An 18,181-nucleotide genomic window follows, 5' to 3' on the forward strand; every position below is an offset into this window, starting at 1 on the left:
CGCTCCAAGGCGATCCTGGCGCTGTCGGGCAAGGGTGGTATGGCGTCGGTGCAGCTGCCCGTCGACGAGGTGCGCGCTTTGACGCCGCTGGCGGACGGCCGGGTGGAGGTGGCCGCGGTCAACGGCCCGTCCTCGGTGGTCGTTGCGGGTACACCCGAGGGGCTGGACGAGGTGATCGCGGAGGCCGAGGCGCGTGGTGCTCGTGCCCGGCGGGTCGACGTGGACTACGCCTCGCACACCGCGCACGTCGAGCGGATCCGTGATGAACTCCTGGCCGTTCTGGCCGATGTGGCGCCGACGGCTTCTCGTGTTCCGTTCTTCTCCACGGTGAACGCCGACCGGTGCGACACGGTGGGGCTGGACGCGGAGTACTGGTACCGCAACCTGCGCTCCACCGTCCGGCTGGAGCCCACGGTCACGAAGCTGGTCGAAGCCGGGCACTCCGTCTTCGTCGAGGCCAGCCCGCACCCCGTACTCGCCGGTGCCGTGCAGGAGACGGCGGAGGCGGCCGGACGCGAGGTGGCCGTCACCGGGACCCTGCGCCGCGACGACGGCGGTAGGGAACGGCTGCTGCTGTCACTGGCAGAGGCGTACGTGCACGGAGCGCCCGTCGACTGGCGGGACTGCTTCGCCGGGACCGGGGCCCGAACCGTCGACCTGCCCACCTACGCCTTCCAACATCGGCGCTACTGGACGGAGTTGCCCGCCGCACGGTTCGGCGACGCGGCGCTCGCCGGGCTCGGATCGGCCGAACACCCCCTGCTGGGGGCCGTCGTCGAGCCTGCCGACGGGGACCGCACGGTGTTCACGGGGCGACTGTCGCCGCAGGAGCAGCCCTGGACGGCGGATCACGTGGTGCACGGCACGATACTGCTGCCCGGCGCGGCCTTCCTGGAGCTGGCGCTGTGGGCGGGGGAGCGGACACAGGCGCCGAGAGTCGACGAACTCGTCCTGGAGGCGCCGCTGTTGCTGTCCGAGTCGGAGCCGGTGCGGTTGCAGATCGTCGTGGACGGTCCGGACGAGGACGGGCGCCGGGCCGTGCGGTTCTTCTCCCGCGCCGAGTCGACGGGACAGGAGTGGACCCGCCACGGCAGCGCCGTACTGAGCGGAGCCGAGCAGCCGGAGTTCGATCTGGGCGCTTGGCCGCCGACCGGTGCCGAACCGGTCGAACTGGACGGTCTGTACGAGAAGATGGCGACCGCCGGGTTCGGGTACGGCCCCGTCTTCCGGGGCCTGCGGGCCGCCTGGCTGCGCGGCGACGAGGTGTTCGCCGAGGTGGAGACCGACACGGCGGGGACCGGCGGCGACGACTTCCTGGCGCATCCCGCGCTGCTGGACGCGGCCCTGCACGGCGCCAGTCTGCTGCCGGGCACGCTGGACAGCGGTGCGCGGCTGCCGTTCTCCTGGTCCGGCGTCACGATGTACGCGACCGGCGCCACGTCACTCCGGGTACGGCTGGCCCCGGCCGGGGCCGACGGGCTGTCTCTGCACGCCGTGGACGCCCTCGGCGCCCCCGTGCTCGCGGTGGACGAACTCGCCTTCCGGCCGGTCTCGCCCGAGCGGCTGTCGGCGGCGGCGCCCGGCGGGCCGGACGGACCGCTGCGCGTCGAGTGGCCCGAGCTGTCCGTGCGCGCCGCCACCGCCGGGACATACCTGTGGCTCGGCGCGGACCAGGGCGAGGGCACCCGGACGTACGGCACGGTGGCGGACCTCGACGCCGCGCTCACCGCGGGCGAACCGGTTCCCTCGGCCGTGGTGGCCGCCTGCCCCGTCACCGCCGACGAGAACGATCCCGCGCAGGCCGCCGAAAACGCCACCATGTGGGGCCTGGACCTGCTGCGGCAGTGGCTCGCCGGAACCAGGGCGGCCGACCTGCCCCTGGTGGTCGTCACCCGGGACGCGGCCCCCGTCACCGGCACGCCCACCACCGCCACGGGCACCGCCCACGCCGCCCTCGTCGGCCTGCTCAGGTCCGCCCAGGCGGAGGAACCGGGCCGCGTCGTCCTCGTGGACGTCACCGGGGACGAGTCGCCGGACCCGGCGTCCCTCGACGCCGCGCTCGCCGCCGCCGAACCCGAGGTCGCCGTGCGAGGCGGCACGGTGCACGGGAGGCGGCTGGTACGGGCGGGCGGCGAACCCGACCTGCTGCGTCCGCCCGCCGGGCACACCCAGTGGCGGCTCGACGTCACCGAGCCCGGCTCGTTCGGGAACCTCGCCCTCCTGCCCACCACGGAGGGCACCGGGGAACTCGCCGAGGGACAGGTCCGGGTGGCCGTCAGCGCGGCCGGCCTGAACTTCCGCGACACCCTCATCGCCCTCGGCATGTACCCGGACCCGGCCCCGCTCGGCAGCGAGGGGTGCGGAGTGGTGACCGAGGCCGGCCCCGGCGTCACCGGCCTCGCCCCCGGCGACCGCGTGATGGGCACGCTCGACACCCCGTTCGCCCCCCTCTCCGTCGCCGACGCCCGACTGCTCGCACCCGTCCCCGAACGCTGGACGGACGCCGAGGGCGCCTCCGCCACCGTCGCGTTCCTGACCGCGTACTACGGCCTGGTCGACCTCGGCGGGCTGCGCGCGGGCCAACGGGTCCTGATCCACGCGGGCGCCGGCGGTGTGGGCTCCGCCGCTGTGCAGCTCGCCCGCCACCTGGGCGCCGAGGTGTATGCGACGGCCTCCCGCCCCAAGTGGGACGCGCTGCGCGCGGCCGGCCTCGACGACACGCACATCGCGGACTCCCGCACCCTCGACTTCCGCGACGCCTTCCTCGCCGCCACCGACGGCCACGGCATGGACATGGTCCTCAACTGCCTGGCCGGTGAGTTCACCGACGCCTCCCTCGAACTGCTGCCGCGCGGCGGGCGGTTCGTCGAGATGGGCAAGACCGACCTGCGCGACCCCGCACGGGTCGCCGCCGACCGTCCGGGAGTCGGGTACCGGCCCTTCGACCTCGCCGAGGCCGGCCCGGAACGGATCCAGGAGATCCTGCGCGAACTGGTCGCCCTCTTCACCGACGGCACGCTGACCCCGCCGCCGGTGACCTGCTGGGACATCCACCGGGCCCCCGGCGCGTTCCGGGCGTTGGCCCGGGCGGACCTCGTCGGCAAGGCCGTACTGACCCTGCCGGGCGCGGGGTTCACGGCGGACGAGACCGTCCTCGTCACCGGCGGCACCGGCACCCTGGGCGCCCTGGTCGCCCGGCGCCTGGTCACCCACCACGGAGCCCGGCGCCTGCTGCTGCTGTCCCGCTCCGGACCGGAGCCGGACGCGGCACGGACCCTGTGCGCCGAACTCGCCGCCATGGGCGCCGACGCCGAGGTACTGGCCGGCGACATCGGGGACCCCGCCGCCGCCACACTCCTCCACGACCACCTCGTACGACGGGGCGAACTGCTGGGCGGCGTCGTGCACTGCGCGGGCACCACCGACGACGGCGCCCTCGCGTCGCTCACCGAGGAGCGGGTCGGGCGCGTACTGCGGCCCAAGACACACGGGGCCTGGAACCTGCACCGGCTCACCGGACTCCACCCGGAGGTACGGCGGGTGGTGCTGTTCTCCTCGGCCGCCGCCACCTTCGGCTCGCCTGGCCAGGCCAACTACGCGGCCGCCAACGCCTTCCTCGACGCCCTGGCGCACCGGTGGCGGGCCGAGGGACTGCCCGCCGTGTCCGTCGGCTGGGGACTGTGGGAGCAGGCGAGCGGCCTCACCGCCCACCTCGACGCCACCGACCACCGCCGGCTGCGGGCCGGCGGCTTCCGCGCCCTGCCCACCGACGAGGCGCTCGCCCTGTTCGACACGTTGCTGCTCGGCCCGGTCCCGGGCCCCGCCGTCGTGGCCGCGCCGCCGGACACCGCCGCGCTGCGCGCACGGCACGCGCGCGACCCGCTGCCCCCGTTCCTGCGGGGCCTCCTCGGCCCGTCCGCCGCCCCCGCCCGACGCCGGGCCGCCGGGGAGACCCGCGAACCGGGAGAGGCCCTGCGCGCCCGCCTCGCGGCGATGCCGGAGGAACGACGCCGCGCCGCCCTGCTCGGTATGGTGCGCGCGGAGGTCGCCGCCGTGCTCGGCCATGCCACCGCGGGCCTCGTGGACACCGAACGGTCCTTCCGCGAAATGGGATTCGACTCCCTCACGGCCGTCGAACTGCGCAACCGCCTCAATGCCGCCACCGGGCTACGACTTCCGGCCACGCTGGTTTTCGACCACCCCCGCCTGGACGCCCTCGCCACCCACGTGTCGGGCCTCCTCGCCCCGGGTGACGGCCGAGCGGCCACGTCCCGGGACGGCGACGAGAAGGAGGCGGAAATCCGTAGCCTCCTCATGTCGGTGCCCTTGCCACGACTGCGTCGGAGCGGTCTGCTCGAACCGCTGCTCGCCCTCGCGACGGCTGGATCCGCCCCCTCCACCACGGCCGACGTCGAACGGCCCGACCGGGGTGACGACATCCGCGGGATGGACGCGGCGGCCCTGGTGGAAATGGCCAGATCTCTTTCCACGGACCGTGATTCCGAAACAGGAACTGATGCATAGTCATGGTTCTAACCAAACTCTGAGAATCTTTACACTGCGCATCCGGCCTGTTTCCGGAATGCTGACTTCCATGGCCGCTGAGCCTTGGCTATGTTGGTGGTGAGTCAGCAACCGGGCTGCTCGGCCGGGGCAGTCGACCAGGATATCGGCTCATCAAAACCGATGTGGTTTTCGCGGGGGCTCTGAACCCATCGGACAGTTCTATAGACCGTCCGGCGCGCTCTGCGATTTCTGGGTCGATCCCCATGCAACTCGCAGAACACGGTGGGGTGTGATTGGGGTTAGGTACATGTTGTTTTCTGGCCGAGACGACAAACTGCAACTCATGAAGGCCCTCCTCGCCGAATGCGAGCGCGGTACAGCCCTGACCGTCGTTCTGGAGGGCGGAGTCGGCTGCGGGAAGACCGACCTCATGGAAGACTTCGCCCACCATGCCGTGGACAGCGGCGTCACCGTCCTGTCCGGGCCCGACCTCGACGGCCTGCTCGCCGCCGGGACGGACCGCACCGCCTCACCCGGGGCGGAATCCACGCGGCCGTCCGACTTAGGCGACAACCTGGCGGCGCTGGCCGAGCGTTCACCCGTGGTCATCTGCCTCGACAAACCGCAGGAGCACGAGGAGTCGACCTGGCGCCGTCTGCTGGCGGCCCTCCGGCGCCGGCTGCGCAACAGCCCGGTCATGGTGGTCGTCCCCCTGCTGCCGTACGGCGGCTGCCAGGGTGACGTGCACTACGACCTGCTGCGCCAGCCCAACCTCCACCGCATCAGGCTGGGCCTCCTCGACCGCGACCAGGCGGCCGAACTGTGCGAGAGACTGCACGGCGGCCCCCTGGACGACACCGACCGCGAGGCGGTGCACACCCTCAGCGGCGGCAGCCCCCTGCTCGTCCGCGCCCTGGCCGAGGAACTGGACATGCGGGCGCGGGCCGGCGCCGGGGCGCCCTGGCCCGGCCCATGCGGCCTGTACGCCCGGGTCGCCCGGGACTGCGTACGCCTCAGCGGCCCGCTGGCCGCCTCCGTCGCCCTGGGCCTGGCCGCGCTGCGCGAGTTCTCCGAACCCGTCGGCCTCGCCGCCGTCCTGCGCCTGGACGGGGCGGAGATCGCGCGCGGCCTGAACCTGCTGCGCCTGGCCGGCCTGACCGACGGCTGCCGGCTGCGGCACCCGGTGATCGAGGACGAGATCCTGGAGCACGCCGACCCCGACCGCCGCTCCGAGGTCCTGCTGCTGGCCGCCGAACAGGTGCGCCGGCGCGGCGCGGGCGCCCGGGCGACGGCCCGCTATCTGCTGAAGATCGGCACCGTCACCGAGCCCTGGCAGATGGCCGTCCTCCAACGCGCCGCCGACGAGGCGCTGGCCAGGGACGACGCCGGCTTCGCCGTCGCGTGCGTGGGGCTCGCCCACGACGCCACGACCGACTGCTGGGAACGGGCCAGGCTCGCGCTGAAACGTTACGTTGTGCTGCTGCGGACCGACCCGTGGCGGGTCGAGCACCAGTACCTGGGCCGGATCGAGTGGCCCGAATGCCACCACGGGGCGGACGCCTGCCCGGCACGGACCGTGCTCGCCGCCCTGCTGATGATCGGCTGCGGACGGCTGGAGGAGAGCGGGGCCATGCTCCGCACCGTGGCCGCGCGGACGGCGGACACCGGGGAGGCGAACGCACGGCCCGACCACTTCAACGAGGGCTGGCCCTGGCTTTTCTGCCTCAACCCCGGCATACCCGACGCCTGGTCCCTGCAGATGTCCTCCGAACGGACCGCCTGCGGCGAGGAACACGACTTCGACGGCCGGGTCTGCGCCGACGGGGTCAACTTCAGCGTCTGCGTCAACGGCCACCACGTCCGGACCCCCGCCGTCCACGAGATCGAGGAACACCTCGCCGCCTGGACCCTCGGCGACACCACCCTCGCCCTGATCGTCCCCGAGCTGCGCCACCTCATGGCCGCCGGCCGCCCCGACCTCGCGGACGCCTGGTGCGAGCACTTCCAGGACGAGGCGGCCGCGCGCGGCGTCGAGGGCTGGCGCCAGCTGTTCACGGCCCTGCGCGCCGAGACCGCCCTCGCCCGCGGCAGGCTGACCGAGGCGGAGACCTACGCCCGGGAGATCGTGGACCTGGGCGGGGACGCGCCCAGCCACTGGCTGTGCGGCCAGGTCATCACCGCCCTGATCACCGCCTGCACCGCCTCCGGACAGTACGAGGAGGCCGTCCGGCTGCTGGACCGGCCCGTGCCCGACGGCTTCTTCCGCAGCCTCCACGGAATGGACTACCTCCGCGCGCGCGGCCAGTTCCTGCTGGCCGTGGGCCGCCCCCATCTGGCCCTGTCGGACTTCCTGGCCGTCGGCCGCCACGCCGAACGCTGCGACGCCTCCCTCACAACCCAGCCGACCTGGCGGATCGACGCGGCCGAGGCATGGCTCGCCCTCGACAACACCCGGGAGGCCGACCAGCTCCTGGAGGACCACGAGACCCTCTCCGGCAGCGAGACCCCCCTGATCGCCGGGTCGTGGCTGCGTGTACGGGCCCAGCTCGTCCCCGTGAACGAACGGCCCGGACTGCTCACCCGCGCCGCCGAGCACCTGCAGGCGTCCGGCAACTCCTGGGAGCTGGCCCGTGTCCTGGTCGACCTCGCGGAGGCGTACCGGGGCCTCGACCAGCAGGCCCGCGCCGACCTGACCCTGCGCAAGGCCCAGCAGCTGGCCGAGGAGTGCGGGGCCGGCCCGCTGCGCGAGCGGATTGCCTTCCTCGGCCTTGTCGACGGACGCCCCGCCGCACGCACCGCGCGCGGCCCCCTGCGGGCCCCGGACCCCGTCGCGAAACTCAGCGAATCGGAGCGGCGCGTGGCGGTCCTGGCCTCCCGCGGCATGACGAACCGTGAGATCTCGACCGAACTCTTCATCACCGTCAGCACCGTCGAGCAGCACCTCACACGTGTCTACAAGAAGCTCGACATCACCTCACGGCAGGAACTGCCGCTCCATATCGAGTTGGGGCTGCCCGAGACGGCCTGACACCGTCTTTACGGGGGTGCCTAGGGGTTGTCCGTGCGCAGAGCCACTGCGAGATTCTCCCCAAGGCAGAAGTCCACTGAGAATCCCTGGCTGAGGAGGTTTCGGCGTGGTTAATTTCAAGGTATTTCTGGCCGATGGTCCGACGTATTTTCCGGACGAGGAGAGGGTGCAGTTCGCCACCTCACTCACCGAGAAGATCAAGCACCGCCTGGGTGCCGGATACGAGCACTTCGTGCACAAAGGTGAATTCACCACCGTCGACGGTGAGGAGGTCGCCGTCTTCCGCTGGATCACCCGGACCGCCATCGCGGAATGAGCGCGGGCCCCCGCACACCCGGACAGGGGGCCCCGCGGAATCTGAGGGGTGGCGTTAGGGGGCGGAGCCTCACCTAGCGTCGACGCCACCGGTAGCCGTACGAGGAAGGGCCGACATGGGTTCTGTGACTGACGCGGTGCTCGCGGGAGCGAGTCCCGAGGAGGTGGAGCGTGCGGCTCTGCCGGAGGAGTTCACCGCAGCCCACCTCCGCATCGAGGACGTGGACGTCTTCCGTGGTGTCGCCGACAAGGACGTGCGCAAGACCCTCCGGGTCGGCCCCGTGCCGCTGCCGGAGCCGGCGCCCGACGAGGTCCTCGTCGCCGTCATGGCCAGCTCGATCAACTACAACACCGTCTGGTCCGCCACCTTCGAACCCCTGCCGACCTTCCGGTTCCTCGCCGGCTACGGACGGCAGGGCGGCTGGGCCGCCCGCCACGACCAGCCGTACCACGTCCTCGGCTCGGACGCGGCCGGTGTGATCGTCCGGGTCGGCTCGGCCGTCCGGCGCTGGCGCGTCGGGGACCACGTCCTGGTCAACGCGGCCTGCGTCGACGAACAGGAGGCCGTCACCCAGGCCGACGGCATGCTCGGCGAACACCAGCTCGCCTGGGGCTACGAGACCAACTTCGGCGGCCTCGCCCACTACTGTCTGGCCCGCGCCGGGCAGCTCATCCCCAAGCCCGCCCACCTCACCTGGGAGGAGGCCGCCTGCGTGCCCGCCTGCGCCGGCACCTCCTACCGGATGCTGGTCTCGGACCGCGGCGCCCGCATGAAACAGGGCGACGTGGTGCTGATCTGGGGGGCGACGGGCGGAGTCGGCGCGTACGCCGTGCAGTTCGTCAAGAACGGCGGCGGCATCCCCGTCGGCGTCGTCGGATCACCCCGCAAGGCCGAGGCGCTGCGGGCCCTCGGCTGCGACATCGTCATCGACCGCTCGGAGATCGGCATCGGCGAGTCCGAGGGCGACGACTTCGAGCAGGCCATCGCCGACGGCAAACGGCTCGGCGCGGTCATCCGCCGCGAGACCGGCGAGGACCCCCACATCGTCTTCGAACACGTCGGACAGGCCACGTTCGGGATGTCCCTGTTCGTGGTGCGACGCGGCGGCACCGTCGTCACCTGCGGCTCCAGCACCGGCTACCGGCACCGCTACGACAACCGCTACCTGTGGATGAAACTCAAACGGGTCATCGGCAGCCATGTGGCCAACCTCCACGAACAGTGGGAGTGCGCACGGCTGTTCGGCCAGGGTCGCATCATGCCGGTGATGTCGTCCCTGTTCCCCCTGGACGAGGTCGGCGAGGCCACCCGGCTCGTGCAGCGCAACGACCACATCGGCAAGGTCGGCGTCCTGTGCCTGGCCCCCGAACCCGGCCTAGGCGTCACCGACCCCGAACTGCGGGCCCGGATCGGCGAGGACCGCCTCAACCCGCTGCGCCCCTTCGCCGCCGACGTGCCCGGCGCCCTGGCGGTGACCCGATGACCACCTCCATCGGCATCCTCGGCACCGGCTCCTACCTTCCCAAGGAAGAGATCACCAACGAGGAGATCGCCCGCCGCGTCCCCGGCATCACCGCCGAGTGGATCGGCCGCCGCACCCTCATCACCGGCCGCCGCTACGCCGCCCCCGACGAGGCCACCTCCGACCTCGCCCGGCACGCCGCCCTCGCCGCCCTCGACGACGCGGACGTCACGGCCGACCGGATCGATCACCTCATCGTCGCCACGTCCACCGGCGACGCCCCGCTGCCGCCCACCTCGTCCCTGGTGCAGAACGCGCTCGGCGCCCACCGCGCCGCCGCCTTCGACATCAACATCGCCTGCGCCGGGTTCATCTACGCCCTCGACGTGGCCCGCGCCCTCGTCGCCCAGCGTCCCGGCACACTCGCCCTCGTCATCGGCGCCGACCTCTACTCACGGTTCCTCGACTACGGCGACCGGGGCACCGCCGTCCTCCTCGGCGACGCCGCCGGCGCCGCCGTGATCGGCGCCGTACCGGAACAGCGCGGCATCCTGGACGTCGAACTCGCCGGACGCGGCGACGCCCACGAACTCATCTGGATCGAGGGCGGCGGAAGCCGCGTCCCCGCCTCCGCCGACACCGTCGCCAACGGCGGCCACTACCTGCGGATGATCGGCCGCGGCGTCGCCGACTTCGTCATGCACAACGTGCCCCCGATGATCGACCCCCTGCTCCGGCGCACCGGCACCACCCGCGACCAGATCGCGCACTTCGTGCCCCACCAGGCCAACGGGGTCCTCCTCGGCGAACTCGTCGAACGCTGCGGCCTCACCGGCGCCCGCACCCACACCCCGCTCGTCACCTACGGCAACATGGGCGCCGCCTCGGTGCCCGTGGCACTGGACGAGGCGTCCCGCGCGGGTCTGCTGCACGACGGCGAACTGCTCCTGCTGGCCGGGTTCGGCGCGGGCATGGCGGCCGGGCTCTGCCTGCTGCGCTGGTGAATCCGACCTCCCCCGCACCGGCCGGCCGCCCGCCGACGGGAACGCCGCCCTTTCCCCCTTCCGTCCCGCCCTCTCCCACCGAAGGAACGCTGCCGTGCCCGAAGCCACCCCCTCCGCGGAGTTCGACTTCCCCCTGCTGAGAACGTGCCCCTACGCGCCGCCCGCGGAGTACCCCGCCCACCGGGCCACCGGGGCACCGGCACCGGGACGGCTCTACAACGGACGGCGCGTCTGGCTCATCACCCGTCACGACCAGGCCCGCGCCATCCTCGGCGACGCCCGCTTCAGCTCCGACATCACCAACCCCGGATACCCCATGTACGCCGAGGCGTTCGAGGGGTCACGGGCCTTCCCGATGCTGTTCACCATGGACCCGCCGCAGCACACCGTGCAGCGCAAGGCCGTCGTGAGCGAGTTCACCCTGCGCCGCGCCGAGCAGCTGCGCCCCGCCATGCAGCGCAAGGCCGACGAACTCATCGACGCCATGCTGACCGGGGGGAACGAGGCGGACCTGGTCACGGCGTTCGCCGAGCCGTTCTCGGGCACCATCACCTGCTGGGCGCTCGGCATGGAGTACGCCGACATGCAGGCGTGGCTGCTGGACCAGCGGGAGGTGCGTCGGCAGGCCACCTCCGCCGTCGACACCGCGCAGGTCGGCGACGAGGTCGCCACTCGTATGATCGCGCTCCAGCAGTACTTCCTGCGCTTCATCGACGACAAGCAGGAGAACCCCGGGGACGACCCCACCAGCCGCGTCATCGAGAAACACGTGAAGACCGGCACGATCAGCCGTACGGAACTCGCCAACCTCTGCTTCCTGATCTTCATCGCCGGGCAGTCACCGGTCCAGGCCATGCTCACCGCGGGCGTCGGTCTCCTCCTGGAGAACCCCGACCAGGTGGACCTGCTGCGCGACGACCCCGCCGTCCTCCCCGGCGCCGTCGACGAGATGATGCGGCTGATCAGCCCCCTGGACCTGATGCCGCGGGTCGCCCTGGAGGACGTGGAGGTGGGCGGGCAGCTCATCCGCGCCGGCGAGGGCGTGGTCGTCGCCAACGGCGCCGCCAACCGCGACCCCGCGGACTACCCCGAGCCCGACCGGCTGGACGTCCGCCGCTCGGGCCGCGGCCATCTGGCCTTCGGCACCGGCATCCACCACTGCCTCGGCGCCAACCTGACCAGGATCGGCCTGGAGGTCGCCTACGGCACCCTCTTCCGCCGCCTGCCGGGCCTGAAACTCACCCTGCCCGTCGAAGAGTTCTACGACCGGCCCGGCTGGCACCCCGAGGTGGAGCGGATGCCGGTCACCTGGTGACACCCGCGGGGGCGCGTCCGCTCCGACGAGCCGGGCCCATTCCCCCCGCACGGCTGACCTCTGCACGGCAGAGGGCCTGTTGCACGGCAGAGGCCTGTTGCACGGCAGAGGGCCTGTAGCTTCCCCCACGGGACGGTACAGGCCCTCTGCCGAACCCTGTCCGTCTCGTCAGCCGGTGACCTCGACCGTCAGCCGGCGCGGACCGACCACGTTCTTCGGGTGGTGGTACGCCACCGCGTCCGCGTCCCCGGCGACCCTCAGCCGCGGGAACCGGTCCAGCAGCAGGTTGAGCACGATCCGTGCCTCCAGCCGGGCCAGCGGGGCGCCCATGCAGAAGTGGATGCCCTGACCGAACCCCAGATGGCGCCCCTGGTCGCGGTGCAGGTCGAAGGCGTCGGGGGAGGTGAACCGTTCGGGGTCCCGGTTGGCCGACACCGTCCACAGCGTCAGTACCTGACCTGCGGGGATCGTCACACCGCCCAGTTCGGACTCCCGGGTGGTCATACGGACCAGACGGGAGAAGGCCGGGCGCAGCCGCACCGACTCCTCCACCGCGGCCGGCACCAGCGAGCGGTCCCGGCGGACCTCCGCGAGCGCCTCGGGGTTCTCGTCCAGACACAGCACGGTGCTGCCCAGCACCGCCGTGGTCGTGATGTGACCGGCGAGCAGCAGCGTGCCGACGAAGCCGACGATCTCGTCGTCGTCGAGCTGCCCGTCGTCGGTCCTGGCCAGGACCAGCTGGGTGATCAGATCGTCCCGGGGCGCCGCACGCCGCATGGCGATCTGCTCCAGCATGTACGTCCGCATCTCCACGGCCGTCCGTACGAAGGAGGCGATGTTCTCCTCGCTCGGCAGGGCGCTCTCACCGCCGCCGTTGGCGAGGATGAAGTCCAGCCCCCACTTCTCGAACAGGGGTTGGTCCTCCAGCGGAATGCCGAGCAACTCGGCGATCACGAACACCGGCAGCGGATGGGTGACGGCCTCGACCAGGTCGAACCGGTCGCGGTCGGCGACCGCGTCCAGCAGCCCGGAGGCCAGCTCGGCGATCCGCGGCTCCAGGCCGGCCACCAGCCGAGGCGTGAACGCCTTGCTGACCAGTGAACGCAGCCTGCCGTGCATCGGCGGGTCCATTCCGACCACGTTTCCCTTGGCCATCCAGTCGGTGTCCGGATGGGAAGGAATCACGGCGGACATGTCGCTGGAATAAGTGGCCGTGTCGGACAGCACCCGGGACACATCGGCATACCGAAAGACATGCCAAAGCCCGGGAAACGCATCGGGAACAACCGGATTCTCCTGGCGACTCTTCGTCAGCCAGGCGAGCAGCGACGGGAAATCGTCCTGTGTTTCCGGCAACGGAGACTGCTGGTCGGTGGTCATCGCCTCGCTCCTTACAGGAGGAGCCGGACGGTGGACCGGCTCCGTCTCCGGGAGCCTAGTGACCTCAGGTGATACCGGACACCCCTAGCTCACGCGAGACCCGCCCCCGATCAAGTACCGCGACCCCCCTAAGAGATCCGTCCGGGCTTGTGCGCGGCAATCCCGAGTCCATAACTTTCCCTGGGTATCAACGGTGTCCCCACCATTCGGAGTTGGCCATGAGTGCGCAGCCCATTCAGTCGTCGGACGACGCATCCCCGGATTCCGACCCCATCGGGAGCGGTGCGGTCGTCCTGCCCAGCCGTCCTGACATCGCTCCGGAAATGCGGCAACTGGATTTCCTCCTGGGTGACTTCCGTATCGAATACACGAACCTCACCACGGAGGACATCACCACCGGCCAGGCGACCTGCTCCGCCCGCTCCCTGGCCGACGGCCGGTTCCTCGAGCTGACGCAGCGCATCCCCGTGCCCGGCATCGTCGCGACCTGGCTCCTGGGCTGGAGCGACGTCGACAAGTCCTTCGTCAGCCTCTACTACGACGACTGGGGCCACCACGGCACGTTCACCGGGCCCGGATGGGTCGACGGCCACTTCAGGCTCAAGGGGGACAGCGCGGTGTTCGGCTCCCGCCACGTGTTCGTGGAGGACTTCGAGATCGTCGACTCCGACCACCTCGTCAAGCACGGCTTCATCGTCGTCGGCGACGACCTGGTCCCCGGCGACATCCTCCACTTCCACCGGATCTGACGGCACCCGGTCCGCGCAGCCCACGGCACACGCCGTGCGACGGAACGTCTGGAACACAGGGAGGGAAGCGGATGACGGCCGCGTCCGAGGCGATCGCCGTGGTCGGCATGGCGTGCCGACTGCCCGGAGCCGGCAACCCGGCCCAGTTCGCGGCCCTGCTCGCCGACGGTGGTGACGCCGTCGCGGAGGTCCCCGACGCACGCCGCGCCGCCGTCCCCGACGTGGCCGGGATCTGCCCGCGCGGCGGATTCCTCGACAGCGTCGACGGGTTCGACGCCGCGTTCTTCGGGATCTCCCCGCGCGAGGCCGCCATGATGGACCCCCAGCAGCGGCTGCTGCTGGAACTCGGCTGGGAGGCGCTGGAACACGCCGGCACCGTCCCCGCCGGGCTGAACGGCAGCCGCACCGGGGTCTTCGTCGGCGCCCTCGCCGACGACTACGCCCACCTCGTGCAACGGCACGGCCCCGCCGCCGTCACCCCGCACACCTTCACCGGGGTGCAGCGCTCCCTCCTCGCCAACCGCGTCTCGTACACCCTGGGCCTGCGCGGCCCCAGCCTGACCGTCGACACCGGCCAGTCCTCCTCCCTCGTCGCCGTCCACCTGGCCGTGGAGAGCCTGCGCCGCGGAGAGTGCACCCTCGCCCTCGCGGGCGGTGTCAACCTCATCCTGTCCCCCGAGAGCACCCTCGCCGTCGCCCGGCTGGGCGCGCTCTCCCCGGACGGCCGCTGCCACACCTTCGACGCCCGCGCCAACGGCTACGTCCGGGGAGAGGGCGGCGGCCTCGTCGTCCTCAAACCCCTCTCCCGGGCCCTCGCCGACGGCGACCGCGTGCACTGTCTGATCCGGGGCAGCGCCGTCAACAACGACGGCGGCGGCAGCGCCCTGACCGTCCCCGACCCCGAGGCGCAGCGCGAGGTGCTCACCCTCGCCTGCGAGCGGGCGGGTACCGATCCGGGTGACGTCCAGTACGTCGAACTCCACGGCACCGGCACCCCCGAGGGCGACCCCGCCGAGGCCGCCGCGCTGGGGCGCGCGCTTGGCGCGTTCCGCCCCGCCGAACGGCCGCTGCGCGTCGGGTCGGTCAAGACCAACATCGGGCACCTGGAGGGCGCGGCCGGTATCGCCGGGCTCCTCAAGACGGTGCTCTGTGTGCGCGACGCCCGCCTCGTCCCCACCCTGCACCACGACACGCCCCACCCCCGGATCGCCCTGCACGACCTCGGGCTCACCGTCCAGCGCGCCACCGAGCCGTGGCCCGACACCGAGGGACCGCGCGTCGCCGGCGTCAGCTCCTTCGGCCTCGGCGGCACCAACTGCCATGTGATCCTGTCGAGTTGGGAGGGCGCTGGGGCCGCGGACGCGCGGGACGGCGGCGGCCCGGACGCACGGGACGCGGCCGGGCACGCTCGGGGCGCAGGCCCGGACATCGAACCGGACATCGAACCGGGCACCGAGGTGCGCTCGGCCGCGGTCGTCCCGTGGGTGCTGTCCGCCCGGACGCCCGACGCCCTCGCCGATCAGGCGCGAGCCCTGCTGGAAGCCGCCCCGGACGCACCGCCGGCCGACATCGGCCACGCCCTGCTGACGACCCGCACCCTCTTCCCGTACCGCGCGGTGGTGCTCGGCGCCGACCGCACGGCCGGAATGCGCGGCCTCGCCGCACTCGCCTCCGGCGAACGGACCCCCGAACTCGTCACCCACCCGGGACCCCTGCCGCCAGCGGCCGGACCGGGCCCCGTCTTCGTCTTCCCCGGCCAGGGCTCCCAGTGGGCCGGCATGGCCGCCGAACTCCTCGACACGCGCCCCGAGTTCGCCGCTGCCTGGGCCCGCTGCGAGGAGGCCCTCGCGGCCTGCGTCGACTGGTCGCCGACCGACGTCCTGCGCGCGGTCCCCGGCGCACCGGGGCTGGACCGGGTCGACGTGCTGCAACCCGTCCTGTGGGCCGTCATGGTCAGCCTCGCCGAGGTCTGGCGCGCCCACGGCGTCGAGCCCGCCGCGGTCGTCGGCCACTCCCAGGGCGAGGTCGCCGCGGCCTGTGTGGCGGGCGTGCTCTCCCTGACGGACGGCGCGCGGATCGCCGTACGCCGGGCCGAGCTGATCGCCCGCCGGCTGTCGGGCCGGGGCGGCATGGTGGCCGTACCCGAGTCGGAGGCCCGCGTCCGGGCCCGGCTGTCGGCACTCGGCGGGCGCGTCGAAGTCGCCGCCGTCAACGGCCCCGACGCGGTCGTGGTGTCCGGCGCCCCCGACGCGCTGGAGGAACTGCTCGCCTCGTGCGCCGCCGACGACGTCCGCGCCCGCCAGGTCGCCGTCGACTACGCCTCCCACTCGTCCCACGTCGAGGACGTCCGCGCCGAGCTCCTCGACGCGCTCGCCGACGTCACCCCGCTGCCGGGAAGGGTTCCGCTCCACTCCACCGTCGAGCCCGGGCGGATCGTGCTCGGGGAGGACGGGCCGCGCCAGGACGGCACCTACTGGTACCGGAACCTGCGTGAGCCGGTCGCCTTCGCCTCCGCCGTCGCCGCGCTGGCCCGGGCCGGCCACCACACGTTCATCGAGATCAGCCCGCACCCGGTCCTCACCACGGCGGTGGCCGCGACCGTCGAGGAGACCGGCACCGTGCCGGTGGTCGTACCCACCCTGCGCCGCAACCACGGCGGACCCGAGCAGATCACGGCCGCTGTGGCCCAGGCGTTCGCCGCGGGCACGGACATCGACTGGACCCCCGCCTTCGCCGGACACCGGCCCACCACACGGCTCGACCTGCCCACGTACCCCTTCCAGCGCCGCAGCCACTGGCTGGCTCCCGCCGACGGGCAGAAGGAGCGGCCCCGGACCGGGGCGCCGGACCAGGGTGTGGTGGCTCCGGCGGCAGGCGGAGAGGCGGCGGTGGGCGCGGGCGGCGAGCGCGGGCGGGCGGTCGCTCCCGACGCGCGCGGCCCGCGCGGCCCGCAGGACCTGCTCGACCTCGTCCGGGCCGAGGCGGCCCAGGTCCTCGGGCACCGCTCGGCGACGGACGTCGCCCCCGAACTGACCTTCAAGGACCTGGGCTTCGACTCCCACCTGGCCCTCGAACTGCGCAACCGCCTGGGCGCGGTGACGGGCAGGCGACTGCCCACCACCCTGCTGTTCGACCATCCCACGCCCACGGAGGTCGCCCGGCGACTCGCCGAGGACGGGACGGCGCGGGCGAGGCCGGCCACGGGCGTACCCGTCCCGGCGGACGAGCCCGTCGCGATCGTCGGCATGGCCTGCCGGCTGCCCGGCGGCATCAGCGACCCCGAGGGACTGTGGCGGGCCGTCGTGGACGGGATCGACGCGGTCTCCCCGCCGCCTGCCGACCGCGGCTGGGGCGACGGCCCCCACCGGGGCGGATTCCTCGACGGCGCCGGCGACTTCGACGCCGACCTGTTCGGCATCGCACCGCGTGAGGCGCTGGCGATGGACCCCCAGCAGCGCGTGCTCCTGGAGACGGCCTGGGAGGCCCTGGAACGGGCGGGTGTCGCCCCCTCCTCCCTGCGGTCCACCAGGACCGGCGTCTACGTCGGCGCGATGTCCCAGGAGTACGGGCCCCGGCTCCACGAGGCCCCCGACGACCTGCGGGGCCATCTGCTCACCGGGAACACCGCCGGGGTCCTCTCCGGCCGTCTGTCGTACGTCTTCGGCTGCGAGGGGCCCGCCGTCACCGTCGACACGGCCTGCTCGTCGTCGCTGGTCGCGCTCCACCTCGCCGCCGAGTCCCTGCGCCGCGGCGAGTGCGCGATGGCCCTCGCCGCCGGCGTGGCGGTGATGGCCACGCCCGGTCTGTTCGAGGAGTTCGCCCGGCAGGGCGGCCTGGCGGGCGACGGCAGGTGCAAGGCGTTCGCCGCCGCGGCCGACGGCACCGGCTGGTCCGAGGGTGTGGGCGTCCTCGTCGTCGAACGGCTCTCCGACGCCCGCCGCAACGGTCGTACGGTCCTCGCCGTGCTGCGCGGCTCCGCGATCAACCAGGACGGCGCCTCGAACGGCCTCACCGCGCCCAGCGGCCCCGCCCAGCAGGGCGTGATCCGCGACGCGCTGGCCCGTGCCGCGCTGTCGGCGTCGGAGGTGGACGCCGTGGAGGCCCATGGCACCGGCACGCGGCTGGGCGACCCCATCGAGGCGCACGCGCTCCTCGCGACGTATGGGCAGGACCGTGAACGGCCGCTGTATCTGGGGTCGTTGAAGTCGAACATCGGGCATGCCCAGGCGGCGGCGGGTGTGGCGGGCGTCATCAAGACGGTCCTGGCCCTGGGGCACGGGACGCTGCCGCGCACCCTGCATGTGGACGCGCCGACGCCGGAGGTCGACTGGTCGGCGGGCTCGGTGGAGCTGCTGACGGAGGCGCGGACCTGGCCGGACACCGGCCGTCCGCGCCGGGCGGCGGTCTCGTCGTTCGGGATC

At 72.9% G+C, this 18,181-nt stretch carries 9 protein-coding genes; 8 read left to right on the top strand and 1 reads right to left on the bottom strand.

What is annotated here, in order from left to right:
• The 6 genes from AOK23_RS12380 to AOK23_RS12405 all read left to right on the top strand — a co-directional run.
• The coding region (locus AOK23_RS12380) for an SDR family NAD(P)-dependent oxidoreductase (protein WP_055712770.1) at positions 1-4,524 on the top strand (4,524 nt) is incomplete at its 5' end.
• A gap of 325 nt (positions 4,525-4,849) precedes the next feature.
• On the top strand, positions 4,850-7,534 hold the full coding sequence (locus AOK23_RS12385) for a LuxR family transcriptional regulator (protein ID WP_240496364.1): 2,685 nt from the start codon (positions 4,850-4,852) through the stop codon (positions 7,532-7,534).
• A 106-nt stretch (positions 7,535-7,640) separates the two neighbouring features.
• Complete coding sequence (locus AOK23_RS12390) at positions 7,641-7,850, top strand: DUF5988 family protein (protein ID WP_055712772.1); 210 nt, start codon at positions 7,641-7,643, stop codon at positions 7,848-7,850.
• Between the two features lie 115 nt (positions 7,851-7,965).
• Positions 7,966-9,333 carry a crotonyl-CoA carboxylase/reductase gene (gene ccrA / locus AOK23_RS12395; protein WP_055712773.1) on the top strand — a complete coding sequence of 456 codons (1,368 nt, stop codon included), beginning with the start codon at positions 7,966-7,968 and terminating at the stop codon, positions 9,331-9,333.
• Complete coding sequence (locus AOK23_RS12400; RefSeq protein WP_055712774.1) at positions 9,330-10,316, top strand: 3-oxoacyl-ACP synthase III family protein; 987 nt, start codon at positions 9,330-9,332, stop codon at positions 10,314-10,316. Before ccrA ends, AOK23_RS12400 begins: the two co-directional genes overlap by 4 nt.
• A 94-nt stretch (positions 10,317-10,410) precedes the next feature.
• A complete protein-coding gene (locus AOK23_RS12405; protein ID WP_055712775.1) occupies positions 10,411-11,631 on the top strand; it encodes a cytochrome P450 in 1,221 nt (406 codons plus the stop codon).
• 168 nt (positions 11,632-11,799) lie between these two features.
• On the opposite strand, the gene AOK23_RS12410 is transcribed toward AOK23_RS12405, so the two are convergent.
• Positions 11,800-12,825, bottom strand: a complete 1,026-nt coding sequence (locus tag AOK23_RS12410) for a cytochrome P450 (RefSeq protein WP_240496366.1) — start codon at positions 12,823-12,825, stop codon at positions 11,800-11,802.
• A gap of 509 nt (positions 12,826-13,334) precedes the next feature.
• Here AOK23_RS12410 and AOK23_RS12415 point away from each other — a divergent pair.
• Both AOK23_RS12415 and AOK23_RS12420 read left to right on the top strand, forming a co-directional pair.
• The gene (locus AOK23_RS12415; protein WP_055712777.1) at positions 13,335-13,760 is read left to right on the top strand and encodes a DUF1579 family protein; all 426 of its coding nucleotides are present in this window, start codon (positions 13,335-13,337) and stop codon (positions 13,758-13,760) included.
• A gap of 71 nt (positions 13,761-13,831) precedes the next feature.
• On the top strand, positions 13,832-18,181 hold a 4,350-nt coding region (locus AOK23_RS12420; RefSeq protein ID WP_157878011.1), incomplete at its 3' end, for a type I polyketide synthase.

The organism is Streptomyces torulosus, from assembly GCF_001419765.1.
In the GTDB taxonomy this organism is placed as follows: Bacteria; Actinomycetota; Actinomycetes; order Streptomycetales; family Streptomycetaceae; genus Streptomyces; species Streptomyces torulosus.